26 protein-coding genes are annotated in these 25875 nt (G+C 56.7%); 9 read left to right on the forward strand and 17 right to left on the reverse strand.

Features of this window, described 5'->3' with window-relative positions:
- Positions 1–216 (forward strand): PEP-CTERM sorting domain-containing protein (locus AC3B8H_RS04935; RefSeq protein WP_488440508.1); only part of this gene is annotated, 216 nt, incomplete at its 5' end.
- 90 nt (positions 217–306) lie between these two features.
- Here AC3B8H_RS04935 and argC read toward each other — a convergent pair.
- Complete coding sequence (argC, locus tag AC3B8H_RS04940) at positions 307–1335, reverse strand: N-acetyl-gamma-glutamyl-phosphate reductase (RefSeq protein ID WP_488440509.1); 1029 nt, start codon at positions 1333–1335, stop codon at positions 307–309.
- A 77-nt stretch (positions 1336–1412) separates the two neighbouring features.
- Here argC and AC3B8H_RS04945 point away from each other — a divergent pair, with 77 nt between their 5' ends.
- Both AC3B8H_RS04945 and AC3B8H_RS04950 read left to right on the forward strand, forming a co-directional pair.
- Entirely contained in the window at positions 1413–2387 is a 975-nt protein-coding gene (locus AC3B8H_RS04945; protein WP_488440510.1) for an NAD(P)H-quinone oxidoreductase, read from the forward strand.
- A 2-nt stretch (positions 2388–2389) separates the two neighbouring features.
- Positions 2390–3235 carry a sulfurtransferase gene (locus AC3B8H_RS04950; protein ID WP_488440511.1) on the forward strand — a complete coding sequence of 282 codons (846 nt, stop codon included), beginning with the start codon at positions 2390–2392 and terminating at the stop codon, positions 3233–3235.
- A 12-nt stretch (positions 3236–3247) separates the two neighbouring features.
- Here the strand turns inward: AC3B8H_RS04950 and trmL are convergent, their stop codons facing one another.
- The 3 genes from trmL to secA all read right to left on the reverse strand — a co-directional run bounded on the left by trmL (position 3248) and on the right by secA (position 9119).
- Positions 3248–3724, reverse strand: coding sequence for a tRNA (uridine(34)/cytosine(34)/5-carboxymethylaminomethyluridine(34)-2'-O)-methyltransferase TrmL (trmL, locus tag AC3B8H_RS04955; RefSeq protein ID WP_488440512.1), 477 nt, complete (start codon positions 3722–3724; stop codon positions 3248–3250).
- Between the two features lie 11 nt (positions 3725–3735).
- On the reverse strand, positions 3736–6237 hold the full coding sequence (locus AC3B8H_RS04960; protein WP_488440513.1) for a glycogen/starch/alpha-glucan phosphorylase: 2502 nt from the start codon (positions 6235–6237) through the stop codon (positions 3736–3738).
- Positions 6238–6386: 149 nt separating this feature from the next.
- The gene (secA, locus tag AC3B8H_RS04965) at positions 6387–9119 is read right to left on the reverse strand and encodes a preprotein translocase subunit SecA (RefSeq protein ID WP_488440514.1); all 2733 of its coding nucleotides are present in this window, start codon (positions 9117–9119) and stop codon (positions 6387–6389) included.
- A gap of 187 nt (positions 9120–9306) precedes the next feature.
- Between secA and trkA the strand changes: the two genes are divergently transcribed.
- The gene (gene trkA, locus AC3B8H_RS04970) at positions 9307–10668 is read left to right on the forward strand and encodes a Trk system potassium transporter TrkA (RefSeq protein WP_488440515.1); all 1362 of its coding nucleotides are present in this window, start codon (positions 9307–9309) and stop codon (positions 10666–10668) included.
- Between the two features lie 14 nt (positions 10669–10682).
- Here the strand turns inward: trkA and AC3B8H_RS04975 are convergent, their stop codons facing one another.
- The 8 genes from AC3B8H_RS04975 to AC3B8H_RS05010 all read right to left on the reverse strand — a co-directional run bounded on the left by AC3B8H_RS04975 (position 10683) and on the right by AC3B8H_RS05010 (position 15446).
- Positions 10683–11240, reverse strand: coding sequence for a hypothetical protein (locus tag AC3B8H_RS04975; protein WP_488440516.1), 558 nt, complete (start codon positions 11238–11240; stop codon positions 10683–10685).
- Positions 11240–11761, reverse strand: coding sequence for a hypothetical protein (locus AC3B8H_RS04980; RefSeq protein ID WP_488440517.1), 522 nt, complete (start codon positions 11759–11761; stop codon positions 11240–11242). The genes AC3B8H_RS04975 and AC3B8H_RS04980 overlap by 1 nt, the downstream gene beginning before the upstream one ends.
- A gap of 2 nt (positions 11762–11763) precedes the next feature.
- Positions 11764–12138, reverse strand: coding sequence for a VOC family protein (locus tag AC3B8H_RS04985; RefSeq protein ID WP_488440518.1), 375 nt, complete (start codon positions 12136–12138; stop codon positions 11764–11766).
- Positions 12139–12168: 30 nt separating this feature from the next.
- Positions 12169–12948 carry a hydroxypyruvate isomerase family protein gene (locus AC3B8H_RS04990; RefSeq protein WP_488440519.1) on the reverse strand — a complete coding sequence of 260 codons (780 nt, stop codon included), beginning with the start codon at positions 12946–12948 and terminating at the stop codon, positions 12169–12171.
- Between the two features lie 6 nt (positions 12949–12954).
- Positions 12955–13824: an NAD(P)-dependent oxidoreductase gene (locus AC3B8H_RS04995; protein WP_488440520.1), complete on the reverse strand. Its 870-nt coding sequence runs from the start codon at positions 13822–13824 to the stop codon at positions 12955–12957.
- A 17-nt stretch (positions 13825–13841) separates the two neighbouring features.
- Complete coding sequence (locus tag AC3B8H_RS05000) at positions 13842–14336, reverse strand: nucleoside triphosphate pyrophosphohydrolase family protein (RefSeq protein ID WP_488440521.1); 495 nt, start codon at positions 14334–14336, stop codon at positions 13842–13844.
- 70 nt (positions 14337–14406) lie between these two features.
- On the reverse strand, positions 14407–14895 hold the full coding sequence (locus tag AC3B8H_RS05005) for a hypothetical protein (RefSeq protein ID WP_488440522.1): 489 nt from the start codon (positions 14893–14895) through the stop codon (positions 14407–14409).
- Entirely contained in the window at positions 14895–15446 is a 552-nt protein-coding gene (locus tag AC3B8H_RS05010; RefSeq protein WP_488440523.1) for an FMN-binding protein, read from the reverse strand. Before AC3B8H_RS05010 ends, AC3B8H_RS05005 begins: the two co-directional genes overlap by 1 nt.
- Before the next feature lie 263 nt (positions 15447–15709).
- Between AC3B8H_RS05010 and AC3B8H_RS05015 the strand changes: the two genes are divergently transcribed.
- Together AC3B8H_RS05015 and AC3B8H_RS05020 are read left to right on the forward strand one after the other, a co-directional pair.
- On the forward strand, positions 15710–17212 hold the full coding sequence (locus AC3B8H_RS05015; RefSeq protein WP_488440524.1) for a hypothetical protein: 1503 nt from the start codon (positions 15710–15712) through the stop codon (positions 17210–17212).
- A gap of 93 nt (positions 17213–17305) precedes the next feature.
- Complete coding sequence (locus AC3B8H_RS05020) at positions 17306–18502, forward strand: cytochrome-c peroxidase (protein WP_488440525.1); 1197 nt, start codon at positions 17306–17308, stop codon at positions 18500–18502.
- A gap of 59 nt (positions 18503–18561) precedes the next feature.
- On the opposite strand, the gene AC3B8H_RS05025 is transcribed toward AC3B8H_RS05020, so the two are convergent.
- Genes AC3B8H_RS05025 through AC3B8H_RS05035 form a run of 3 tightly spaced genes read right to left on the reverse strand, consistent with a single transcriptional unit; the run spans position 18562 to position 20064 of the window.
- On the reverse strand, positions 18562–18894 hold the full coding sequence (locus AC3B8H_RS05025) for a GIY-YIG nuclease family protein (RefSeq protein WP_488440526.1): 333 nt from the start codon (positions 18892–18894) through the stop codon (positions 18562–18564).
- A 5-nt stretch (positions 18895–18899) separates the two neighbouring features.
- Positions 18900–19343 carry a ribonuclease HI gene (gene rnhA, locus AC3B8H_RS05030; RefSeq protein WP_488440527.1) on the reverse strand — a complete coding sequence of 148 codons (444 nt, stop codon included), beginning with the start codon at positions 19341–19343 and terminating at the stop codon, positions 18900–18902.
- Positions 19336–20064, reverse strand: a complete 729-nt coding sequence (locus AC3B8H_RS05035; RefSeq protein WP_488440528.1) for a class I SAM-dependent methyltransferase — start codon at positions 20062–20064, stop codon at positions 19336–19338. Before AC3B8H_RS05035 ends, rnhA begins: the two co-directional genes overlap by 8 nt.
- A gap of 88 nt (positions 20065–20152) precedes the next feature.
- Here AC3B8H_RS05035 and AC3B8H_RS05040 point away from each other — a divergent pair, with 88 nt between their 5' ends.
- Positions 20153–21745 (forward strand): LysM peptidoglycan-binding domain-containing protein, encoded by a 1593-nt coding sequence (locus tag AC3B8H_RS05040; protein ID WP_488440529.1) that lies wholly within the window; start codon positions 20153–20155, stop codon positions 21743–21745.
- Positions 21746–21838: 93 nt separating this feature from the next.
- On the opposite strand, the gene AC3B8H_RS05045 is transcribed toward AC3B8H_RS05040, so the two are convergent.
- Both AC3B8H_RS05045 and parE read right to left on the reverse strand, forming a co-directional pair.
- Entirely contained in the window at positions 21839–22669 is an 831-nt protein-coding gene (locus tag AC3B8H_RS05045; RefSeq protein WP_488440530.1) for a CvfB family protein, read from the reverse strand.
- 23 nt (positions 22670–22692) lie between these two features.
- Positions 22693–24582: a DNA topoisomerase IV subunit B gene (parE, locus tag AC3B8H_RS05050; protein ID WP_488440531.1), complete on the reverse strand. Its 1890-nt coding sequence runs from the start codon at positions 24580–24582 to the stop codon at positions 22693–22695.
- 72 nt (positions 24583–24654) lie between these two features.
- Between parE and AC3B8H_RS05055 the strand changes: the two genes are divergently transcribed.
- Together AC3B8H_RS05055 and ispA are read left to right on the forward strand one after the other, a co-directional pair.
- The gene (locus AC3B8H_RS05055; protein WP_488440532.1) at positions 24655–24888 is read left to right on the forward strand and encodes an exodeoxyribonuclease VII small subunit; all 234 of its coding nucleotides are present in this window, start codon (positions 24655–24657) and stop codon (positions 24886–24888) included.
- Complete coding sequence (gene ispA / locus AC3B8H_RS05060; RefSeq protein ID WP_488440533.1) at positions 24881–25774, forward strand: (2E,6E)-farnesyl diphosphate synthase; 894 nt, start codon at positions 24881–24883, stop codon at positions 25772–25774. Before AC3B8H_RS05055 ends, ispA begins: the two co-directional genes overlap by 8 nt.
- The last annotated feature ends 101 nt before the right edge of the window (positions 25775–25875 follow it).

Consider the following 25875-nt stretch of genomic DNA (forward strand, 5'->3'; position numbering starts at 1 on the left):
AGTGCCTATACCACCAGCGCCGGCTCGGGAAAAGGCGATTCGACTTCATTATTGGACTTCGGCAACGATTACTTTAAATTGTCCGCCGTCTCGGGCATCGTCAGCACCACTACTGGCAGCGTACCGGAACCCGCCAGTGCGCTGTTGATTGCGATGGGTTTGCTGGGTTTTAGAGCAAGAAGTCGAGTCAGCCGCGAGAATTTATTGAGCGCCTAAAACACTCATCACTGGTCTACACCGAAGCCAAAAGGCCCGTCCCAGTAACCACTGGGACGGGCCTTTTTATTTGTCGTGGCGTACAGCAGACTAGGGATACAGCGGCACCAACTCCAATCCGATAAACTCATCCAGTCCCATCATCAAATTCATCGCCTGCACCGCTTGACCGGAAGCGCCCTTGACCAGATTGTCGATGACCGACAGAATCACGACCACATCGCCACACTGCGGTTGATGAACCGCGATCTGGCAGCGATTGCTGCCTCTGACGTTACGCGTATCGACATGAGTGCCGGCCGGCAACACATCGACAAATTTCTCGTCTTGATATCGAGCTTCGTACAGCGCTTGCAAATCGGCCGACTTGGTTAGCCTGGCGTACAAGGTCGCGTGTATGCCGCGAATCATCGGGGTCAGATGCGGCACAAAGGTCACACCGACCCGCTCGGCCGTCGCGCGCTGCAAGCCTTGGCGAATCTCGGGCAAATGGCGATGACCCGGCACTCCGTAAGCCTTGAAACTCTCGCCAGCCTCGCTCATCAACGAGGACAATTCGGCCTTGCGGCCGGCGCCGCTAACGCCGGACTTACAGTCGGCGATCAGACTGCCGGCGTCGATCAACCCGTTCTCCAACAACGGCAAAAAACCCAATTGCACGGCGGTCGGATAACAGCCCGGACAGGCGATCAGTCTGGCGGCGCGTATCGCCGCGCGATTGACTTCCGGCAGCGCGTAAACCGCTTCGCCGATTAACTCCGGGCAAGCGTGCTCAATACCGTACCAATGCTCCCATTCCGCCCGATCTTGCAGCCTAAAGTCCGCCGACAAATCGACCACCTTGATACCCAATTCGAGCAAAGCCTTTGCCATTGTCATCGCAATACCGTTTGGCGTTGCAAAGAACACTACATCGCAGTCGCGCAGACAATCTATTTCCGGTTGCGAAAACACGGCGTCGCAATAGCCTCGCAGACTCGGGTAGACTTTGTCGACTCGCGTACCCGCGTCGGCGCGCGATGTCACCGCCGCGACCTCGACCTCGGGATGCAAGGCCAGAATTCTTAACAACTCGACCCCGGTATATCCGGTGCCGCCTACGATGCCTGCTTTTATCATGTTGATCTCGCTGAAAATCCGCTAATGCTCGAAATGGCCGCATATAATACGACACTCTTTCCCAACCGAAGCCGCCGATGCGCGCGATCACTATTCTTTCCGGCGAAGCTCGCCAACTCGCATTGACCGAATTGCCGACGCCCAAGCCAAGCAGCGGCCAAGTCCTGATCCAGGTCGCCGCCGCCGGCGTCAATCGCCCGGACCTCGTGCAGCGAGCCGGTTTGTACCCGCCGCCGGAAGGCGCATCGCCAATCCTAGGCCTGGAAGTCGCCGGCACGGTACTTGAAACCGGCTCAGGCGTCGCCTCTCCCAAGCCCGGCGACAGAGTTTGCGCCCTGTTGACTGGCGGTGGCTACGCTGAATACGCAATCGCCAGCGCGGTCTGCTGCCTGCCGATACCAGCCAACTTCAGCGACGTACAAGCCGCCGCGCTTCCGGAAACTTTTTTCACGGTCTGGAGCAATGTATTCGACCGGGCTAGCTTACGCGCCGGCGAATTTTTATTAGTCCACGGCGGTAGCAGCGGTATCGGCACGACGGCGATACAACTGGCCAGGGCGTTTGGCGCGCGGGCAATCGCCACCGCCGCTAGCCGGGAAAAATGCGATTTTTGCCTAGCCTTGGGCGCCGAAGCGGCGATCAACTATCGCAAGCAGGACTTCGTCGAGGTTTGCAAGCAAGTGACAGGGGGGCGCGGCGCGGATGTGATACTGGATATCGTCGGCGGTGACTATTTTCCGCGAAATTTGAAAACACTGGCGCCTGACGGCCGCCTGATGCAGATCGCGATTCAAGCCGGCGCCAACGCCGAAATCAATTTGGCGGCGCTCTTGCTGAAGCGACTGACCATCGCCGGCTCGACCTTACGCGCCAGGGACGACACTTTCAAGGCCGCGATCGCCGCGCAATTGCGGAACAAAGTCTGGCCCTTGCTCGAATCGGGCCGCGTCAAACCCGTCATCGATTCAACCCATTCTCTGGCAGACGCCGCCAAGGCCCACGCCAGAATGGAAAGCTCTCAACATATCGGAAAAATAATCTTGGAGGTTTAACGATGTCCTATACCACACTGGTCTCGGCCAACACCCTAAGCGACCACCTGAACGACCCGAACTGGCTGATTTTCGACTGCCGCTTCTCGCTCGCGGAACCGGAGGCCGGGCATCGGGCTTATCGGCAACACCATATCCCCGGCGCGCGCTTTGCGGATCTGAATCAAGACCTCTCCTCGCCGATCCGCGACTACACCGGACGCCATCCGTTACCGAACTTTCGGGAACTGGCGGCGAAGTTGACCAAATGGGGCATCGAAAGTCGAAGCCAAGTGGTGGTTTACGACGATGCTTGCGGCGCCTTCGCCGGCAGGATGTGGTGGCTATTGCGCGCGATGGGTCACGACCGGATCGCTGTACTGGACGGCGACTACCGAAACTGGCGGCGCCTCGGCAAGCCGGTGACGACAGCGTTGCCGACGCCGGGCTCCGGCGCTTTCCGCTGTTATCTGGACGATAGCCGCTGGCTGGATGCGGCCGAAGTGAGGGACGGTTTAGCGAAACGCGATATCGTGTTGATCGACGCCAGAACGCCGGAGCGGTTTGCCGGGCGCCAGGAACCGATCGACCCGGTTGCCGGCCATGTGCCGGGCGCGCAAAACCGGCCGTTTCAGGCCAATCTGGATAGCAAAGGCTTTTTTTTACCGGCTAATCATCTCAAAGCGCAATTCCTGCAATTGCTCGGCCCGATCGAGGCGCGACAAGCCGTGCACATGTGCGGCTCCGGCGTGACCGCCTGCCACAACGTATTGGCGATGGAAATCGCCGGACTGAGCGGTTCCCGGCTGTATGCCGGCTCGTGGAGCGACTGGATTCGGGACCGCAACCGCCCGGTGGCCAAAGGCTGACTTCGAGGCTACTCAACGCCCCTTCAGCACGGCCTCCGGGTAGCCCAATTGCCGCCAAGCCTCAAACAATGCCACGGCGACGGTGTTGGATAAATTCAGGCTGCGGCTCTCGGCCCGCATCGGCAGATAGAGCTTTTGAGCGCTCGGTAGACTGTCCAGAAACGCCTGCGGCAAGCCGCGCGTTTCCGGCCCAAACAACAGGGCGTCGCCAACTTGATAACGCACCTGACTAAAGACACTGGCGCCTTTGGTGGTAAACGCGAACAAGCGCTTAGGCTTACCTCGCTCCAAATAATCGGCCAGCGAGCCGTGCTGGCGAATACTCACCCATTCGTGATAATCCAAACCGGCTCTGCGCAAGCGCTTGTCGTCCAACTCAAATCCCAACGGACGAATCAGGTGCAGATGCGCGCCGGTATTGGCGCATAGCCGAATGATATTGCCGGTGTTCGCGGGGATCTCCGGCTCGAACAACACGATATCCAGCATCGCCCGCCCGGCTATTCCTCGACTTGAATCGGCGCCAAGCGCCAGATGTCGTGGTTATATTCGCTGATGGTCCGATCCGTCGAGAATTTGCCGCTGGCGGCGGTATTGATAATGCTCATCCGCGTCCAATGTTCCTGATCCCGGTAGGCGGCGTCGACGCGTTTTTGCGCTTCCAAGTAGCTACGAAAATCGGCAATCGTCATCCACGGGTCGTTGGGGCTTTTGATCGAGGCAATAATGTCGTCGAACATACCGGGTTCGAAGCGATTGAAATGGCCGCATTCCAGCAAATACATCACCCGCTGTAGATCGTTGTCGTCGCGAATATAGGCCTCCGGATCGTAATGCCCTCGTAGTGCTTCGACCTCGGCCTCGGTCAAACCGAACAGGAAAAAGCTTTCCTCGCCGACTTCCTCGCGGATTTCGATATTCGCGCCATCCAATGTGCCTATCGTCAGCGCGCCGTTCATCATGAACTTCATATTGCCGGTACCGGACGCTTCCTTGCCGGCCGTCGAGATCTGCTCGGACAAATCCGCGCCGGGGCAAATCTTTTCCATCGCCGACACGCAATAGTTGGGCAAAAACACCAGCTTCAGTTTATCGCCGACATCCGGATCGTTGTTGATCACATGCGAGACATTGTTGATGAACTTGATGATTTTCTTCGCCATCGCGTAGCCCGGCGCCGCCTTGCCGCCGATCAATACGCAACGCGGCACCCAGTTGTCGGTATCGCCGCGTTTGATCCGGTCGTATAGATGGATCACATGCAACACGTTCAAGACTTGCCGCTTGTATTCGTGGATCCGCTTGACCTGCACATCGAACAAGGCATCGACGTTGATATCGATGTCGTACTCGAATTTTTTGAAATCCACCAGCCGCTGCTTACTGGCCCGATTTAACTCATACCATTTTTTGCGAAATGCCGCATCGTCGGCGTAGGGTTTTAGCTTGGCCAGTTGCGACAAGTCGGTAATCCAGGCATCGCCAATGGTTTCGGTGATGAATTCCGCCAATTCGGGATTGCACCCGGCCAGCCAGCGTCTCGGCGTCACGCCGTTGGTTTTATTGTTGAATTTAGCTGGCCACAGTTCGAAGAAGTCGCGAAACAACCCTTCCTTCAACAACTTGGAATGCAATTCCGCCACGCCGTTGACTGAGAAGCTCCCGACGATCGCCAAATAGGCCATGCGCACCATTTTGGTCGGGCCTTCTTCGATGATGGACATTCGGGTCATACGCTCGCCGTCGCCCGGCCAGCGCGCCGAAACCTCGGCCAGAAAATGGGCATTGATTTCGAAAATAATTTCCAACAGCCTGGGTAACAGGCTTTGCATCAGATTGACCGACCATTTCTCCAGCGCTTCCGGCAACAGCGTGTGGTTGGTGTAGGCCATCGTGTTGCGTGTGATGTTCCAGGCTTCGCGCCAGGACAAGCCGTGAATGTCCATCAGCAGGCGCATCAACTCGGCGACCGCGATACTCGGGTGAGTGTCGTTCAACTGAAAGCAATTTTTCTCAGAAAATTTCGAGAAATTGTTGCCGTGCCGGCCAACCCAGTTAGCAATGACATCTTGCAAACTGGCGGATGCCAGCAGATATTGTTGTTGCAGGCGGAGCGCCTTACCGTTTTCGTTGGCGTCATTGGGGTACAACACCATCGTGATATTCTCGGCGGTGACTTTTTGGGCAACGGCTTCCGCATAGTCCCCGGCATTGAATTCCTGCAGATTAAACTCTTCGGTGGCGATGGCCTTCCAGAGCCGCAGGGTATTGACGGTACCGTTCTTGTAGCCCGGTACCGGCGTATCGTAAGGCATGGCCAGAATGTCGTGGGTTTCTATCCAGCTGGTGCGCCGATTGCCGTGTTCGTCGATATGGCTTTGAGTCCGGCCGCCGAATTTTATCCGGTGCATGTATTCCGGACGCTCGATCTCCCAGACGTTGCCCATCCGCAGCCAGTGATCCGGCCGCTCAACCTGCTCGCCGTTGACGATCTGCTGGGTAAACATGCCGTATTCGTAACGCAGCCCGTAACCGGTGACCGGCAGTTGTAGCGTCGCGCAGCTGTCGATGAAACAGGCCGCCAGCCGACCCAAACCACCGTTGCCCAAGCCGGCATCCGGTTCGCTCTCGACCAGTTCCTCGGCTTCCAAGCCGAGATCGTACAGGGCCTGGGTCACCACATCGTCCACGCCCAGATTCAACATCGCGTTGCTCAAGGACCGGCCGATCAAAAACTCCATCGATAGATAAAAGGCCTTCTTGCAATCGGAATCTCGATAAACGTTGTAGGTTTTTTTCCACCGCTCAACCAGCCTGTCGCTGATCGTCAACGACAAGGCCTCGTAGGCATAGTGAGGCGAACGGCAATTTTCGTCTCTCCCCAGCCTATGACTGTAATAGTGTTTGAAATCGGAGATGAAATGCTTCTTTTCCATCCCCAATTTGGGCAACTTGGTGATGTCGGAAGCGGGATTACTCTTATGAAAAACTCTATGCGGCATCGTGATTACCCTGTAAAACAATGAATCTCTGGAAGCCATAGCGCAAACGTGGATGACGATACACTCCCGGCAAGCCGGGCAAACAATCCGATCCGCTCAAAACCGGACAACTTGAGCCGGGCGACTGGCTGAGCCGCCCGGCAACCCGGTCAGCTCAGCTTACCGTGACACTGTTTGTACTTCTTACCGGAACCGCAAGGACAGGGATCGTTACGGCCGACCTTACGATCGCCGCGCACAAACGGTACCCCATTCTCGTCGGCTGTCTCGGGCGGTTCGTCGCCGGATTCGAAAAGCGACGAAGCCTCGGCGTGTTCGTAATGCATTTCCTGCGGCGCTTGACGTTGTTGATCGATCGCTTCGACGTCTTCCTGACGATTGACCTGCACCTTGCAGAGTATAGTCACGACTTCCTGTTTGATGTGGTTCAACAAACTGGTAAACATTTGGAAGGACTCGCGCTTGTACTCTTGCTTGGGGTCCTTTTGCGCATAACCGCGAAAGTGAATGCCCTGGCGCAATTGATCCATCGCCGCCAAATGCTCTTTCCAGCTGTTGTCCAGGACCTGCAACATCACCGATTTTTCGAAGTGCCGCATCACCGAAGCACCGATACTGTCTTCCTTGGCCTTGGCTTCCAAGTCGGCCTGTTCGACGACCAACTGCCGCAATTTGGCTTCGTTCAAGGTTTTGTCACGCGCCATCATCTCGACCAGCGGCATGCTCAGGTTAAATTCCTGCGACAAATGCTGCTCCAAACCGCGAATATCCCATTGTTCTTCCATCGTTTTCGGCGGCACGTACGCAGTCACCGCATCGTTGAGCACGTCGGCGCGGATCGCCGCCACGATGTCGCTAATATCCTCGGCGGCCATCAATTCGTTGCGTTGCGAATAGATCACTTTACGCTGATCGTTGGCAACGTCGTCGTAGGCCAAAATTTCCTTACGGATATCGAAGTTGCGGTTTTCCACCTTGCGCTGGGCGCTCTCGATCGAACGCGTCACCCACGGATGCTCGATGGCTTCGCCTTCCTGCATGCCCAGCTTCTGCATCAGGCCGGCCACCCGCTCGGAAGCGAAAATCCGCATCAAATCGTCTTCCAGCGACAAATAAAACCGGGTCGAACCGGGATCGCCCTGCCGGCCGGAACGGCCGCGCAACTGGTTGTCGATCCGCCGCGATTCGTGGCGCTCGGAACCAATCACGTGCAAGCCGCCGGACGCCAAGACTTTTTCATGGCGCTCCAACCAAGCGCCGCGCACCCGCTCCTTGTCGCCGTCGCCGGCATCCTCGCCCAAGGCCGCCAACTCGGCGTTCAAGTTGCCGCCCAGCACGATGTCGGTACCGCGGCCGGCCATGTTGGTGGCGATCGTCACCGCGCCCGGCATGCCCGCCAATTCGATGATATGGGCCTCGCGTTCGTGTTGTTTCGCGTTCAATACTTCGTGTTGGATACCTTGTTGCTTCAGCATCGCCGAAATCCGCTCGGAGTTTTCGATCGACGTGGTGCCGACCAGCACCGGTTGACCGCGCTTGACGCAATCCTTGATGTCTTCGATGACCGCGTTGTATTTTTCCCGCGCCGACAAGTACACCAAATCACCCATGTCTTTACGGATCATCGGCCGGTGGGTCGGGATGACGACGACTTCCAGGCCGTAAATTTTGTTGAGTTCGAACGCTTCGGTATCCGCGGTACCGGTCATCCCGGACAGTTTGTTATACAAGCGGAAATAGTTCTGGAAGGTAATCGAGGCCAGCGTCTGGTTCTCGTTTTGAATAGTGACGCGTTCCTTGGCTTCGACCGCCTGGTGCAAGCCATCCGACCAGCGCCGGCCGGTCATCATGCGGCCGGTGAATTCATCGACGATGATGACTTGGTCGTTCTTGACAACGTAATCGACATCCCTCTGGAACAAAATGTGCGCCCGCAACGACGCATTCAGATAGTGCATCAGACGAATGTTAGCCGCGTCGTACAGCGAGGAACCGGCCTCGATCAGATCGTGTTCGACCAACAAGCGTTCGACTTTTTCGTAGCCGGCTTCGGTCAGATGGATCTGCCGGGACTTCTCGTCCACCGCATAATCGCCCGGCATTTGGTCTTGCAATTCGGGATCTTCGGACTTTTCCTGCTTGGTCAACAGCGGGATGATGGCGTTGGTCTTCAAGTAGACGTCGGTATTGCCCTCGGCCTGACCCGAGATAATCAGCGGCGTTCTGGCTTCGTCGATCAAGATCGAATCCACCTCGTCGACGATCGCGAAGTTCAAGTCGCGCTGAACTTTTTGCTCCAGACTGAACGACATGTTGTCGCGCAAGTAGTCGAAGCCGAACTCGTTATTGGTGCCGTAGGTAATATCGGCGGCGTAGGCGGCTTGGCGTTGTTCGTGGTTTAAGTCGCTAACGATCACGCCGGTGGTCAAACCCAGAAAACCGTATAGCTTACCCATCCATTCGGCGTCGCGACGAGCCAGATAATCGTTGACGGTGACGACGTGAACGCCTCGACCGGGCAAGGCATTCAGGTACGCCGCCAATGTCGCCATCAGCGTCTTGCCCTCGCCGGTTTTCATTTCGGCGATCTTACCGGAATTCAGCACCATGCCACCGATCAGCTGCACGTCGAAATGGCGCATGCCGAACACCCTGGACGACGCCTCCCGCACCGTGGCGAAGGCTTCCGGCAGCAGCTGGTCCAGTTTTTCGCCCCGTGCCAGGCGATCGCGGAATTCCTGAGTCTTAGCGGTTAACGCGGCATCGGACAGTGTTTCGTATTCGGTGGCCAACGCATTAATCTTCTTGACTATTTTGCGTTTTTTCTTGATCAGCCTGTCGTTCCGGCTGCCAACTACCATTTTAACCAGCTTCCCCAGCATGATATTTCCAGTATTAGAGTGAACCAAAGTTTGCGATTATAACGTTATGGGGGAACGCTGACTAGAAAACAAGCCCATGCCACCGACGCCAAAGCCGCTGGAACATGGACAAGCCCGGCAATGCGGGTATAATTTCTCCCCTTTGGTTCCCCGCCCCGCCACCCATCTTCCGGCACTCCTCCTCCGTATGAAAATTGTGATACTCGGCGCCGGCGTCACCGGCTCATCGGTAGCCGGCGCTCTCGCCAGCGAAGAAAATGACATCGTGGTCATCGACCAGAAAGCTCACTTGCTGACAGCCTTGAAAGCGCGCCTGGACATCGCCACCGTCGAGGGCAATGCCACGCATCCGAGCGTTCTGGAACAATCCGGGATTCGCGACGCCGATATGGTGATTGCGGTGACCGACCGCGACGAAACCAATATGTTGGCCTGCCAGGTTATTAATACGCTGTACAGCAAGCCGAAAACCATCGCCAGGGTGCGGGCCATCGATTTTCTGACTCACCCCGAGTTGTTTCAGCCTAACGGTATTCCTATCGATATCGTCATCAGCCCGGAACAAGTGGTGACGGAAGCCATCCGCAACCTGATCAAATTTCCAGGCGCGCTGCATGTCTCCGAGTTCGCCGACGGCTTGGTTAGGCTGTTTTCGATCAAGGTGGTCGCCACCGGCTTTTTAACCGGCAAGCGCATCCAGGCGGTCAAGGAAAAGCTGGCCGACGGCATGATCCGCGTCGCCGCGATCTTTCGGGACGGCAAGGCTATTCCGGTTAACGGCGAAGCCGTCATCGCCACCGGTGACGAGGTGTTCTTCGTCTGCCCTCGCGACAAGGTCCGTAAGACCCTGATCGATTTGCATAAATTGGAATCGCCGATCAAATCCATCATGCTGGCCGGCGGCGGCCACATCGGCAAACGTCTAGCGCTGGCGCTGGAAAACAACTACCACGTCAAGGTCATCGAACATAACATCGAGCGCGCCAAGGACATCGCCAACGACTTGCGCAACACGATGATTTTGCACGGCGACTGCACCGACGAATCGCTATTGCTCGAAGAAATGATCGAGGATACCGATCTGTTCTGCGCCATCACCAATAACGATGGCATCAACCTGATTTCGGCGGGCCTGGCGAAAAAGCTCGGCGCCAAGAAAGCCATCTGCCTGGTCAACAACAACTCCTACCTGAAATTGCTGGACGGCAGCGACATCGATTTGGCGATACAACCCAAACTGGAAACGCTGGGCGGCATTTTGAAACACGTCCGCAAGGGTGACGTGGTCGGCGTCAGCTCGGTTTGCGGCGGCAGCGCCGAAGCCATCGAAGCGATTGCCCATCGCAGCAAGAATGCCTCTTCGGTGGTGGGACTAAGGGTGGATCAGGTCAATCTGCCCGACGGCGTGATTCTGGGCGCGTTGATTCGCGAGAAAGAGGTGATTCCGGTACACCACGATACCGTGTTCGCGGAAGGCGATCACGTGGTGATGTTTGCGCTGAACAAGAAGCACGTCAAGGATATCGAGGAATATTTCCAACCCATCTGAACCCGCCCAAGGCATCAGTTCGACAGCGGCTTGCCTTCGCGATCAGCATCGATAAAGGCCAGCGCGCGTTGCGGCATGCCGGCGCCGGTTTCCAGTTGCAACGCGGCGCGGCTATCCTCGTGAACCGCCGCCATGAATTGCAACAAGGCCATCTCCATCCGTAATTTTTCCTCCGGCTCGTTGCTGTCCCACATCCGGTTCAGCAATTGCTTGGCGTGATGGTGTATCGTGAACGCCACGGCCTCCGGCAAATGCGCGTAACTCGCGCGCAGCGAGCTTTTCAGTTTGTCCAACGATTCCAGGTATTGCCGGTAATCCTTTAAATCCTGCTGGCATTGAATCTTGACCATCGCCAGTTCGTTGGCATTGCGCGCTTTGTTCAATGCCAATTCGTGGGCCAATTGCTGAGCCCGCTTGCGTAATTCGGCGGCCAATGATTGCTCGGCGATGGCTTGATTGCGGCGCAGTTCGGCGGCCTGTGCTTGGCGCTCCCGCCGCCAGTCCAATTGATCGTCGCTGGACCGCCGCCAGAACGCAAGCGCCGCGCTCAGCCAACGTCCGATCGCTGCCATCAGACTTGCTCGCGGACCGCGAGGATGCCGGCGGCATCGCCGCTGCGCAGACAACGCTTCAGTTCGCGCCTGAGCGTTTTGAAGCGCTTAGCCGGCAACCGGGCTTTGCCGGCCAGCAACTCCGACTCGACGTCCGCCGACAACGCCCGCAGTTGCTTGCGATCATCAGCCGCCAGCACACGCCGGCGCCGCGCGGCCGCCCGAAATTGCAGCTGTTTGAATTCCAAAGCCCGGCGAGTCGAAGCGGCGCGTCTGGCCAGCTCCAGCGCGGCAACGCGCCGCCAAGCCGCCGAAGCTTCACTGCCAAAGGCACGCAAATCCCGACTGACTTCTCTAACCAAGCCGAATAACCCCAAAACGCCCCACAATGCCAAGGCCATCAAGAGTATTTTGACGCCCAGCAGATACAACAAGCCGGTCAACAGCGCCAAGCCCGCTTGCATCGCCAGAAAACCAACCAACAACAACAGCATGGCCAGACTACCCAGCAACAAAGCCACCCACACCAACCGTCCGGCCATGGCTACGGACGCTCGATAAACTCCAGGGCGTTGCCGTCCCGATCCCGGCAAAACAACGCCTTACGCCCGGAGATACTCAATGTGAATTCGATACCGGCTCGTTCCAAACTTTCCCTGAGGGCCTCGATAGAATCGACATGCATCGCCACATGCCGATCTCGGCCGCCGTGCGCGGCACGTCCGCTGGTGGGATCGGGATTGGGTAGCTCCAGCAAGTGAATTTGCTGGGCTCCAATCTGCAGCCAAGCGCCCGGAAACGGTAAATCCGGACGCTCGGTCTGCGGCATGCCCAATACGTCGCGGTAAAACCCCAAAGACTGTTCGGTATCGGAAACCAACAGACTGGCATGATGTAATGTGAAATTGTGTGCGGTCATCGCCCTATCCCGGATAGAAAATCCTGTCGATTATACCGTCGATGCCGGCAGCCAGCTTAAACTGTCGGCCGTGGCGCCGGACGGGCGGTATTCGGCGCCGAGCCAACCGCGGTAGGCCGATCCGGCAATCGCGCCGAACATGGCGGCAAAATCGATAGCCCCGCTACCCGGCTCGCCGCGCCCGGGGGCGTCGGCAAACTGAATGTGGCCGATACGCTCGGCATGTTCCGCGATAAACGCCGCGCAGTCCTCGCCCATTCGAGTCATATGATAAATGTCGTACTGCATTTTTAAATGCGGGTGACCGACTTGCTCGAGGATTTCCAACATTTGCCGGCCGCTATCGATCAAAAAACCCGGCATGTCGAAGGTATTGATCGCCTCGAATACCGTCTCGACGCCCAATTCGGCAAACCGGTCGGCCGCGAATCGCAAATTGTCGCGCAAGGTTTGCCGGTACGCCGGGCTATACTCGGCGGTCAGGCACCGGCCCGGCAATACGTTGATCAACGCCGGCCGCAACAGCTCGGCATAGCGGCAGGCCTGTTCGACCGCCAGCCGAAACTCGGCGATGCGGTTCGGCACCGACGCCAAGCCTTCGCCGCCCTGCAATAGCGTGTCGGCATCGACGTTGAACAACACCAAGCGCAAACCCTGGTTTTGTAACTGATCGGCCAGTACCTCGGCCGGCAAGGCATAGGGAAACTGGATTTCCACCGCCTCGAAACCCGCCCGCCGCGCGGCCTGGAAACGTTCGAGCAGGGGGTATTCGTTGAACAACAAACTGAGATTGGCCGCAAAGCGCAACATCGCCAATCAAGCCTCGCGGTAGAGTTTGATCAAGGTCGCCGGATCTTGATCCGGAAAACCGCGACTGGCGTGGAGTCGCAGCAGTTGCGCGGCCAAACCGGACATAGGTACCGCCGAACCCGCTTGGCCGGCAATATCCGCCGCCATCGTCAGATCTTTCAGCAATGTGCCTACCCGCCACTTGACCGGCTCGAAGCGGCCTTCGGCCATTTCCGGACCGACAATTTGCAGCGGCTTGGAATCGGCGAAACCGCCGGCCAGCGCTTGCGGAATCCGCTCGGCCGCGACCCCTGCGGCCTGGGCCAGCGCCATCATTTCGGCGATCACCATCACGTTGCAGCTGACGATCATCTGATTGCAGATTTTGGTAATCTGGCCGCTACCGACCGGCCCCATATGGGTTAAGCGACTGTACAGCGGCCGCAGCACCTGCCGGGCCACATCGATATCGTCCGCCTCGCCGCCGGCCATGATCGCCAAGCTGCCCTCCTCGGCGCCGACCGTGCCGCCGGACACCGGCGCATCCACCCAACGCATGCCGCAACCGGCCTTGACGGCCGCGGCCAGACGCCGAGTCACGTCCGGATGGATACTGGACAAATCGATCAACAACTTCTCGGCATTGCCGGCGGCAATGACGCCATGAGTCACCACGCTTTCCACGGCGGCGCTATCGGCCAGACAAAGCAAGACCACGTCGGATTTAGCTACCAATTCGGCAATATGCGCGCACACGACGGCGCCGGCGGCGGCAACCTCGCTCAGTTTTTCCGGGCTTCGATTCCAGACATGCACGGTAAACCCGGCATCCAGCAAGCGCAAGGTCATCGGCCTGCCCATCAGGCCGATGCCGACGAATCCCAAGGAGTAGCGCATCTTGACCCTCTTCAGCCTTATTCGAACAATGCGGGACTCAGATCGACCGGCCGACTATCGTCCAGGCCGGCCATCAGATGACCATGCACCAAGCGAAATGCCTGATCAAAATCGGCGTTGACGAAGCGTTGCGCCAAATGCGCGCATAACGCATACAAGGCCGAGTAGTGCACGGTTTCGCCGGACACGCATTGCTGGACTTTATCGGATAAAGCCCGTACCAACGACAATACCGAGCCGTCCTGGCGCCAATTGACCGACACCGTGACCACCTCGTCACCGCGGCAGGCAATCGCCGCCAAGGCGTTGAACGCCAAATCAACCAAACCGGCCAGTATTTTCAACAAGTCACCGCCAGCAACCGCTTTAAAAGTATGACTGGCACAGTCCAGCAACAGCGCCTGGCGCATGACGATATCCATGTCCGACAGATGCGCTAAATCGCCGTCATCGGGTTGGACAATGCCGAATTGACGATGAAATTCCTTAACCAGTTGTAAATGCTTGTTCATAGTTACCCGCCGTGAATGAAAGTAAGAATACGCATGGATAGCCCCCAGCCCCCGCCGGATTCGTTCCGCGTTACTGAATACGCTGCCGTGACTGGATCAACGAAATCGACACTATGACGATCAGCGCCAGTAGAGAGGCTTCCAGGGTGAGAAACGCGGCAATCTTAAAATAGGCGAAACGAGGGTCAACAAACCTGACCAGCCAGCCGGCCGCTTCGTCGGCCAAAGCCGCCGCGTAAATAATGCCGCTTAACCACACTTTCAGCAGCGTCGGTAACGAGGTCATCAACATCAGATGCGTCAAGGTCAGCACCAGCATGCCCATCGCAAACAGATGAAAGTGGGTGACTTCGAGCAGGCTTTGATAGCTTCTAGGCTGGGTGAAGGCTTCTTCCGACCCCAGATAGAAAGCAAGCACCGAGTCGACGGTCAAACTCATCTTATGAAAATACATCAAGCCGTTACTGACCCACAACAACGCCACGTAGGCTAAAAACATCAGGATCAAGGAATTGATCAACAATTGGCGATTTTGTTCGCCGGTCACAAAAAATCGCATTAGGGTTTTGCTGGTTTCAACAAGACTTCGAAGATGGCGACCAGTTTTCTGGCGCTGTTTAACGCCGCCCGCGAGCTCAACGTGGCACCGGCCACGGCCTGAACTTCTTTGTCGAAGCTCAAATCCTCCAGGCTGCGGTTTGTCAATAGCGCAAACCAGCGTTCAGGCGGCTGGTACTCGGCGGGCTCATGGAAGGCCAAAGTATACACGTTGCGTAAGCGGCCATCGGGGTTCAAAACCAATAACAGTGTTTCCGGCTGGGTTCTGACGGTGTGGGACTCAATCAACGCGTATCCGACAATCTGGCCCTGCTTTTTACCGACATGCAGACTAATCAGACTGGAATCGAGCTTAACTTTGGCCAGTCGTTCGATTTCCGTGAGCTGCTCCGACGTCGGAAACAGCGAGAGCACTTCGACGCCAACATCCTCCGCAAAGGCCAGTTTGAGCGCTTCCTCCTTGCTGTAATACACCGTCGCCGGCGCCGAACTAGCGGCGGTCAGCAGGACAATCAACGCTATTGATGATCTGATCAGGCTAAAAATATTCACTACGGTTCCCGCAAATAAAGGGTGGCTATGATAGAGACAGCCAACCGATTTGCCAAACCTTTCGCCCTACCATTTCCGACCTTGGTGTCCGACAGCGGTCAGCGTACTCCAGCTTTTTTGCCTCATTTCCCACTCCGATCAACCGGTGTGGTTCGTAAATTACCACAGAAGGCCTAGCGATATTCCTTGCAAATGAGAATGCTTGGCATTTATTATTTGAAACACTCACCTTATTGCTCAACATCCTATCAAGGGGTTATCCGATGATTATTTGCAAACAATTCAAACCGTCCGCGTGCCTGGCCGGGGCAATCAGCTTGGTGCTGGGTAGCGCCCATGCCGCTCCGCCGATGCCAAACACGATGGAGGAGATGTGGAAAATCGTTCAACAACAGCAAAAGGAAATTGAGGCGTTGAAGGCTAAAACCGCCCAAAACGAGGCCTTGCAGCAGGAAGTCAACACGCTGAAGGAACAACAAAAAACCACCCAAGTGGCAACCCAATCCGCACCGGCGGTTAACGGAAAGACTGGACCCAGTGGCGAACTCGAACGCAAAACCGATGTGCTGGCAACCGAAGTCGAACGCCTGAAAACCCAGTTGTTCATCCCTGAATCGCGCGAATACAAAAGCCAATACGGTTTAGGTCCGGCAGCGTCCAATGTGTACCGGGTGAATCGAGGTATTTCGATTGGCGGTTACGGCGAGGCGATGTATACCAATTACGCCGATCCGCGCGGCGACAGCTCCACCAACAAAGATACCGCCGACCTGGAGCGCGCCGTCATTTACCTCGGCTACAAGTTCAACGACTGGATCGTGCTGAACAACGAAATCGAATTTGAACACGCCTCGACCGGCGAAGGCGACGAGGAAAAGGGCGAAATATCGGTCGAGTTCTCGCAACTCGACTTCCTGCTCAACCCCAAATACAACGTCCGCGCCGGCTTGATGCTAATGCCGATGGGCTTTATCAACGAGATGCACGAACCGACCACTTACCACGGTAACCACCGCCCGGACGTCGAGCGCTTTATCATCCCGTCCACTTGGCGGGAAATGGGCGCCGGCCTGTTCGGCGAGATCTTGCCGGGCCTGGAATATCGGGCCTATGCGGTCAACGGCCTGAACGCCGCGAATTTTTCCAATATCGGCATTAAGGAAGGCAGAGGTGGCGGCAGCAACGCTCAAGCCGAGGATTTTGCGTTCACCGCCCGTCTGGACTATTCGCCGAATTTTGTGCCGGGCTTGCTGGTGGGTGCATCGACGTTCCAGGGCAACAGCAGTCAAAAAAACCTGGTGGACTTCGACGGCCGGGGCGTGGATTTTTATACCCAACTTTACGAAGGCCATCTGCAATATAAATATCGTGGCCTGGAACTACGGGCGTTGGGAGCCTGGAGCCGCATCGAGAACACCGAATTCCTGAATAATCAGATCGGCGGCGACGGCCCAATCGGCAAGGAAAGCTTCGGCTGGTACCTCGAAGCCGCCCACGACATCATGCCCTTCGTCTGGAAGGAAAGCAGCCAATACCTCGCGCCATTCGTTCGTGTCGAACGTTACGACACCGTTGCCGCCGTTGCCAGCGGTTTCGAGAAAGGCGCGGGATTGGATCGCTGGATCTACCAAGCCGGCCTGAGCTACAAACCGATAGACAATATCGTCATCAAAGCCGACTACCGCAATATCCGCGACCGGAAACTGGTGCCGGCCGGCGTGCCGTTCGGTGACGAGTTCAATTTGGGCTTCGGCTTTATTTATTAATAGTATCAACCGTTACGGGGCGGCTGCGGCACGAGCGTCCGCCGCCTCTTTTTGCGTTCGCCCGGCGCGAACCGGTTCCGACGAGATCCGATCATGAAATTAGTTTTGCTATTTACCACGCTGACCGTCGCTTGCTTTGCCGCGACGGCCGGCGCCGACGTCCCGGTTCTGCCCGGCTCGGCCAATCTCAGCACCAAGGCGCGGCTGGGCCAACAATTGTTCTTCGACAGCAACCTATCCGAACCGGCCGGTCAGGCCTGCGCAACCTGCCACGATCCGTCGGTCGCATTCACGGACCCGGACAAGAACTCGCCAACCTCGCAAGGCGTGTTGAGTAACTTACAGGGCAATCGAAACACGCCGACCGCGATGTATTCGGCTTACGCTCCGGCGTTTTATTACGACCGCGCCTCGGGCCTGTACATCGGCGGCCAATTCCTGGATGGCCGTGCCGCGACCTTGGAGGATCAAGCCAAGGGGCCGTTTTTAAACCCTCTGGAAATGGCCAACCCGGATAGCGCGACGGTCGTGTCCAAGGTCCGCTCAGCGGCGTACGCCGCGCTGTTCGACACCGTATACGGCAGCGGCGCGCTAGACAATGCCGACCTGGCCTACGATCGGATCGCCGACGCGATCGCCGAATTCGAACGCAGCCCGGTTTTCAACCGCTTTACTTCCAAGTACGATTTTTACCTGTTCGGCAAAGCCAAATTCACCGCCCAGGAAAAACGCGGTTTGCAACTCTTCGAGGCCGGCAACAAGGGCAATTGCGCGGCCTGCCACCCCAATCGCCCGCTGGCCGACGGCACGCCGCCGCTGTTCACGGACCACAGTTACGATAATCTTGGCGTTCCGAAGAATCCGGCCAACCCGTTTTATACGCTGAGCTCCGACCTGAACCCCGACGGCGCTGATTTTGTCGATCAGGGCCTAGGCAGCCGATTGGGCGCCAACGCTGAACTCGGCAAAATCAAAGTGCCGACGCTACGCAATGTCGCGGTCACCGGACCCTATATGCACAACGGCTATTTCAAAACCCTACGCGGCGCGGTTGAGTTATACAGCAACCGCGATATCAAAAAACGTTGCGGGAATACGTTGACACTGGAAACGACTGCCTTGTCGAAGAAATGTTGGCCGGCTCCCGAGGAAAACACCAATGTCAACCATGCCGAGCTCGGCGCATTGAACCTGAAGAAAAAGGAAATCGACGATTTGGTGGCGTTTTTGAAGACCTTGACCGATGGTTACCAACCCGAATCGCCTTGGCCGTATAAAGCCCCCCAGTAACCGCCAGCGACCGGCCCGGGTTGGCCAACGGGAGAGAAATCCCGGCGGAACGGCGCCGCCTAGCGCCCTTCCGCCGCTTCGATCAGCGCCAGCTTGCGCCGCTTGGACAGCTTCTTGATCGCAAACTCGCGCCGCGAAGCCGAAGCCCGGTCGTGTCCAACCTCAAGATAGGCAACGGCGACCGGCGTTCGACTTCGAAAGAATTTGGCGCCGCGTCCGCTACGGTGTTCGTCGAAACGACGCGCCACGTTGGTGCTGATCCCGGTATACAAACTGCCGTCCTGGCACAACACGATGTAAACCGACCAAGCGGCGGGCGCCACTTCCGCATCACGGGCCGCATGCCTGCCATCGTCGCCGGCCACTGCAACCGCCGCATCCGATGCTCTCACGGCATTCACCGGCGTTTGAGCTCGTCGATGCCTTGATTGGCCAAACGGTCGGCGCGCTCATTGCCGTCGTTGCCAGAATGACCCTTCACCCACACCCAATCGATACGATGGCACTGGATGGCCGCGTCGAGCCGTCGCCACAAGTCCTCGTTCTTGACCGGTTGGTTGGCCGCGGTTTTCCAAGCCCGTTTCTTCCAATTGACCATCCATTCGGTAATCCCCTGCAACACGTACTTGGAATCGGTGTGCAGACGCACGTTGCAAGTGTGAGTCAAAGCCTCCAGAGCCTGAATCGCCGCCATCAACTCCATCCGGTTATTGGTGGTTTCCGGATCGCCGCCGTGCAGCAGTTTCTCCTTACCCTTGTAGTGCAGACACACACCCCAGCCACCCGGACCGGGATTGCCGCGGCAGGCGCCGTCGGTATAGATTTGAACTAACTCATTCATAAATCGCTTTCGAATAATTGCGTAATCGGTTTTCCGCCCCGGCCCCGGCGGTGGCCAAACCGGCTTTTCGCTTAAATTCCGCCGCCAACGGAATCAGCGAATACTGGCGCTTCACGACCTTGACGCCATAGGCCATCGCCAACAAAGAAGGGTATCCGGTCCGGAATTGGCCATAGGTGATCGTGAAACGGTCCAAGCCAAATTCAACGGTGTTCAAGACTTCAAAATTCAGTAACTTCAGCCAGTCCAACAAGCGGGCGCGGCTGATGAAATGGGCGCGCCAAGAATCGGCCAGTTTACGGTCCCAAATGAACTGAAAGCGTACCGATGGGCTAAACGGATTGAAATTCAGCATCACCAACTCGCCGCCCGGTTTCAGCACTCGATTCACTTCCCGCAAGGTTCTAAAACGCTGGGCATCGAATTCCAACAAATGGGGCAATATCACCAAGTCCATCGACTCGGTCTGTATCGGCAAGCGGTAGGCTTTGGCGGTAACCTTCAACGCTTGAGCATTTCCGAGTCCCTTGGCATCCAAAATCACATAATTTTGGTAGAGAGAACAATCGACGAAGTCCTGTTCCCAGCCCAAACCGCCGATCTGCAATTGCGCCTGCTTGCAACTGACCGTGATCGAACGCTTCAGATAACTCGCCTCCATGCTCTGCAACAACTTGCCCCTGGGCGTTTGATACAACGCGAACAAAAAGTCTCTCTTCATTGACTCCAACCGTTTTAGAGCATGTTTTTTTGGCTAATCGGAAAAGCCATGCTAGCATCTAATTTTTTTATTTTAGCGAGTACAGACAATGCCCCGCTCATTTTCGAAAAAAACAGCCTGTCATCTGTCTTTTATTCTGCCGATACTGCTGTTGTCCGGCTGTAGCCAACCCGCCAAAAAAGACCATTTGAGTCAGGCCGTCGGCAGCAAATTCTCGATATTTACCCGCGGCGGCCAAGCCAACCGCAACGAAAAATCGCCCAGCGAAACCAAGGAGTTTTCGACTATCTGGGATCGGATGCTGTCATTGTACGCGTTACCGGAGATCGATAACGCCCGAATCGACCGCGAAGTCAATTGGTACCTGAGAAACCCTGAATACCTGACACGAGTACAACAGCGTGCCGAGCCCTATTTGTACTTCATCCTGAACGAGCTCGAAGCCAAAAACATTCCCGGCGAATTGGCGCTGTTACCGGCGGTCGAGAGCGCGTTTCGGCCTGACGCGATGTCGCCGGCCCAGGCCTCGGGCCTGTGGCAATTCATTCCGCCCACCGGCAAACTCTACGGGCTGAAACAAAACAGCTGGTTCGACGGCCGCCGCGATGTGATCGAATCGACCCAGGCGGCCGCGACCTTCCTGAAGGAGCTCAGCGAGTGGTTCAACAACGATTGGCTGTTGGCGCTGGCCTCGTATAACGCCGGCAAGGGCAATATTAAAAACGCGATAGACCGTAATCTCGACCGCGGCCAACCCACCGATTTCTGGTCGCTGGATCTGAATAACGAAACCTCGGCCTACGTGCCACGGCTGCTGGCGATTGCGAAAATTTTCGCGAACCCCGAGAAATACAACGTCAGTTTGCAGCAATTCCCCAACGAACCCTATTTCGAGCTGGTCGACATCAAATCTCAATTGGACCTGGGCAAGGCCGCCGAGCTGGCCCAATTGCCGATGGATCATTTCTTCAAACTGAATCCGGGATTCAACCGCTGGAGTACCGACCCGGAAGGTCCGCACCGTTTGCTGATTCCAGTCGACAAGGCGCCGGCTTTCAAGGAAAAACTGGCGGAATTGCCTTATGAAGAGCGCATCAAATGGATGCACCACACCGTCGGCCACCGCGAAAGCTTGAAAGCCATCGCCAAGAAGCACAACACCTCGGTGGACGAGATTATTCAAGTCAATCACCTGGACGGCGAAACGGTCGCCGACGGCAAAGTGCTGCTGATACCGACCTCTTACAAAGCCCTACGGGGCGAACCGACCGGCAACGTAGCCGCCGCCGCTCAACCTTCGGCGCCGACCCAAGCAGCGCCGAGCAAGCAAACCTACACGGTTAAAAAAGGCGACACGCTATGGAGCGTCGCCCAACATTTGGGCGTGGACAGGGACGACATCGTCAATTGGAATAAGCTACCGAAAAAAGCGATACTAAAGCCAGGTCAAAAAATCACCGTCAAAAAAGGCGGCGACATTACTGTCGCTTCGGCGGCCCCGGCTTTCAAGCAAATCAGCTACACGGTTAAATCCGGCGATACCTTGGCGCAAATTTCCAAAAAATTTAATGTCGCGGTCACCGAACTGCGTAAATGGAACAATGTTCCGAAAAACAAGGCCGACATTAAACCCGGCACCAAACTCAAGATCATCGTAGAAACCGCTCATCCGTCAACCTGAGCGCACGCGCTGTCGGCGTCCCGCTTCGGCCACCGACATCCCGCTTGACCGCCGGACGGCACTGCAACCGTCCGGACTCACATCGAACCGGCCTCAGGCCAGCCTGATTCCATCCGGCTCCAGCACTATGCGGCGTTGTTTATATAAGCCGCCAATGGCCTGCTTGAACACCTTTTTACTGACGCCAAACGTGTCGTAAATCAATTGCGGATCGCTTTTATCGGTCAGCGCGATATAACCGCCTCGGGTTGCCAGGATATCCAGGATTTTTTGCGAGGTACTATCGACCTTCTCGCCGTATTTGGCTCGCGTCAGCACCAAATCCAGCCGCCGATCCGGCCGAATCTTTTTGACGAACCCCGCCAGCTTCTGACCTTTTTTCAAGGGCTGGAACACCTCGCTTTTATACAGCACGCCCCAGTATTTATGATCGACGACGGCTTTAAAACCCAGTTCGGTATGTTCGGCGATGATCAAGTCCACCGCCTGCCCGTCCTGATAATAAAACGCCTCGTCCTGGATAAAATCGTCCAGGCGCATCGAAGCCGCAATCCGATTGTCCTCGTCCAGAAATAGCCGCACCAGGCAGAAACGCCCCTCGACCAGCTTGCCCTTTTGCTCGCTGAACGGCAACAGCAAATCCTTGGGCAAGCCCCAATCCAAAAACGCGCCGGCATGACTCAACGACACCACTTTCAACCAAGCGACTTCGCCGGCTTGCGCCTTGGGCGTTTGCGCGGTGGCAACGACTTGATTCTTGCCGTCGATGTAGACAAAAACCGTCAGTCGATCGCCGACTTGCTTGCCGGCCGCTCCGTTCGGTTCGGCCAAGGCGATCTCGCCCCATTCGCCAGCGTCGAGATAGCATTGATCATCGCGTTGGCTAACGATGCTTAGCGTATTGAGTTTGCCGAGTTCTATCATGTTTTCAGTCCTGTTGGGCGCGCTCATACGTCGGCCAAGTTGCCTTTATCTTCCAGCCAAGTCTTTCGATCGCTGGCGCGTTTTTTTGCCAGCAGCAAATCCATCCGCTCGCGGGTATCGTCGTCGCCCGCGACGGTCAACTGTACCAGGCGGCGAGTATCCGGATTCATTGTGGTTTCCCGCAATTGCGAGGGGTTCATCTCGCCCAAACCCTTGAAACGCTGGATGTTGACCTTGCCGGACAACTTTTCGGCTTCGATGCGCGCCAATACGCCCAGGCGCTCGGACTCGTCCAATGCATAAAACACCTTTTTTCCGACATCGATGCGGTACAAGGGCGGCATCGCCACGAACACGTGGCCGGCATCGACCAAAGCCCTAAAATGCTGGTAAAACAGTGCGCAGATCAGGGTTGCGATGTGGTTGCCGTCCGAGTCGGCGTCGGCCAGGATGCAGACCTTCCCGTAACGCAGGTTTTGCAAATCGTTACTATCCGGCTCTATGCCCAGCGCAACGGCAATGTCATGCACTTCTTGCGACGCCATCACTTCGCCCGATTCTACTTCCCAAGTGTTCAATATCTTGCCGCGCAACGGCATGATGGCCTGAAACTCGCGGTCGCGGGCTTGCTTGGCCGATCCGCCGGCCGAATCGCCCTCGACCAGAAACAGTTCGGTGCGACTAAGGTCTTGCCCCGAACAATCGGCCAATTTGCCGGGCAGGGCCGGGCCGCTGGTAATCTTTTTGCGGATGACTTTCTTGCCCGCTTTCAAGCGCTTTTGCGCGCTGGCCAGGATGATTTCCGCGATTTTCTCGCCTTCCTGCGGGTGCTGATTCAACCAGAGACTAAACGTATCCTTGGCGACACCCGAAACGAAAGTTACGCATTCCCGTGAGCTCAAGCGCTCCTTGGTCTGGCCGGAAAACTGCGGGTCTTCCAGTTTTACCGACAACACGAAATGACAATTTTCCCAGACATCCTCCGGCGCGACTTTGACGCCGCGCGGCAGCAAATTGCGGAAATCCAGAAATTCGCGGATCGCTTCGGTCAATCCGGCCCGCAAGCCGTTGACATGAGTCCCACCCTGGGCGGTCGGCACCAGATTCACATAACTTTCAGCAACCGCTTCCGGCAGACTGTCTGGCGTCCAAACGATGCCCCACTCCACCGCTTCGGTGCTGGCGGCCATTTTGGCCATGAACGGCGGCTGCGGAAAAATCTCGGCATCGCCGACTCGATCCAGCAAATATTCCTGCAAACCGTTTTGATAGCACCATTCGATGCGCTCGTCGCTGAGCTCTGAAACCAACACGATTTTCAGGCCCGGACACAACACCGCCTTAGCCCGCAACACATGCTTTAGCTTGCTGACGGAAACCCGGTTGGAATCGAAATATTTGCCGTCCGGCCAAAAATGCACACTGGTGCCGGTATTGTTTTTGCCGACCGAACCGGTCTGTTGCAATTCGCCGACTTTATCGCCGCCGGCAAATTCCATTTGATAGACTCCACCGCCGCGTTTGATCTCGACCAGCAGCTTCTCGGACAGCGCGTTGACCACCGAAACGCCAACCCCATGCAGGCCGCCGGAAAACTGGTAATTCTTATTGGAAAACTTACCGCCGGCGTGCAACTGAGTCAGGATCACCTCCACGCCGGGAATGCCCTGCTCCGGATGAATATCGACCGGCATGCCGCGGCCGTTGTCGACCACCTTGATCGAGCCATCCTTGTACAGCGTTACCTCGATGCTGTCCGCGTGCCCGGCCAAGGCTTCGTCAACACTGTTATCGACCACCTCCTGCACCAGATGGTTGGGCCGGGTGGTATCGGTGTACATGCCGGGGCGCTTGCGCACCGGGTCCAAACCGCTCAGCACCTCAATCGCGGCGGCGTTATATTCTTGGGTCATCGTTACTCGTCAAATGGCGGTTAATTCATACTATAATGCTCGGTCATTTTTTCGAGCACATCAGCGCATTATATGTCGAGACGCAAAAGCGCATCCCAATTTGAGGACGCGATGGAAGAACTGGAGAAATTGGTCGAGCAAATGGAGCGTGGCGACATCTCTTTGGAAGAATCTTTAAAGTCGTTCGAGCGCGGCATCAAACTAACCCGCACCTGCCAGCAAGCCTTGCAAGAAGCCGAGCAAAAAGTGCAAATCCTGTTAGAAAAAAACGGCCAACAAACCCTGGAGCCATTCACCGATGAGTAAACTGAAAGACTACCTGACCGCCTGTCAAAATCGCGTGGAACGCGCCCTGGACGCTCGACTCCCCGGCGAAAACATCCTGCCGCAAACTCTGCATCAGGCGATGCGCTACTCGGTGCTGGACGGCGGCAAACGAACTCGACCGCTATTAACCTACGCAACCGGCCAAGCATTGGGCATTGCCGAGGACGCGTTGGACGCCCAGGCTTGCGCGGTCGAGTTCATCCACGTTTACTCGCTGATTCACGACGACCTGCCGGCCATGGACGACGACGATCTGCGCCGCGGCAAACCAACCTGCCACAAAGCCTTCGACGAAGCCACCGCGATACTGGCCGGCGACGCGTTGCAGGCACTGGCCTTCGACGTGTTGGCCAACGACGCCGCCATCAAGGTCGGCGCGGAAGCCCGAGTCAAGATGATCGCGGCATTGACCCGCGCCAGCGGTTCGCAAGGCATGGTGGGCGGCCAAGCCATCGATTTGGGTTCGGTGGGCCGCAAATTGACGTTGCCGGAATTGGAGAATATGCACATCCACAAGACCGGCGCGTTGATTCGGGCCAGCGTCAATCTGGCGGCACTCTCCAAGCCGGATTTAGCAACCGATGCCGCCAAGAAATTGGATCATTACGCCAAATGCATAGGCCTGTCGTTTCAAGTTAAGGACGACATCCTCGATATCGAAGCCGACACCGCCACGCTGGGTAAAACCCAAGGCAAGGACGCGGATAACGATAAGCCGACCTACCCGGCGTTGTTGGGCATGGCCGGCGCCAAGCAAAAAGCCCAGGAATTGCACGAACAAGCCGTCGAGAGCTTGGCCGGCTTCGGTAACGAAGCCGATCTGCTGCGCGAGCTGTCTTTGTATATTATCGAGCGGACCCATTAATCGAACCCCGCGATACGTCCGCCATCGGTAATCCGAAAAAAACCAATCACAACATGACGATTTCCGGAACATTCCCTTTATTGAACACCATTGCCAGCCCA

It is taken from the genome of Methylomonas sp. BG-2 (assembly GCF_057766305.1).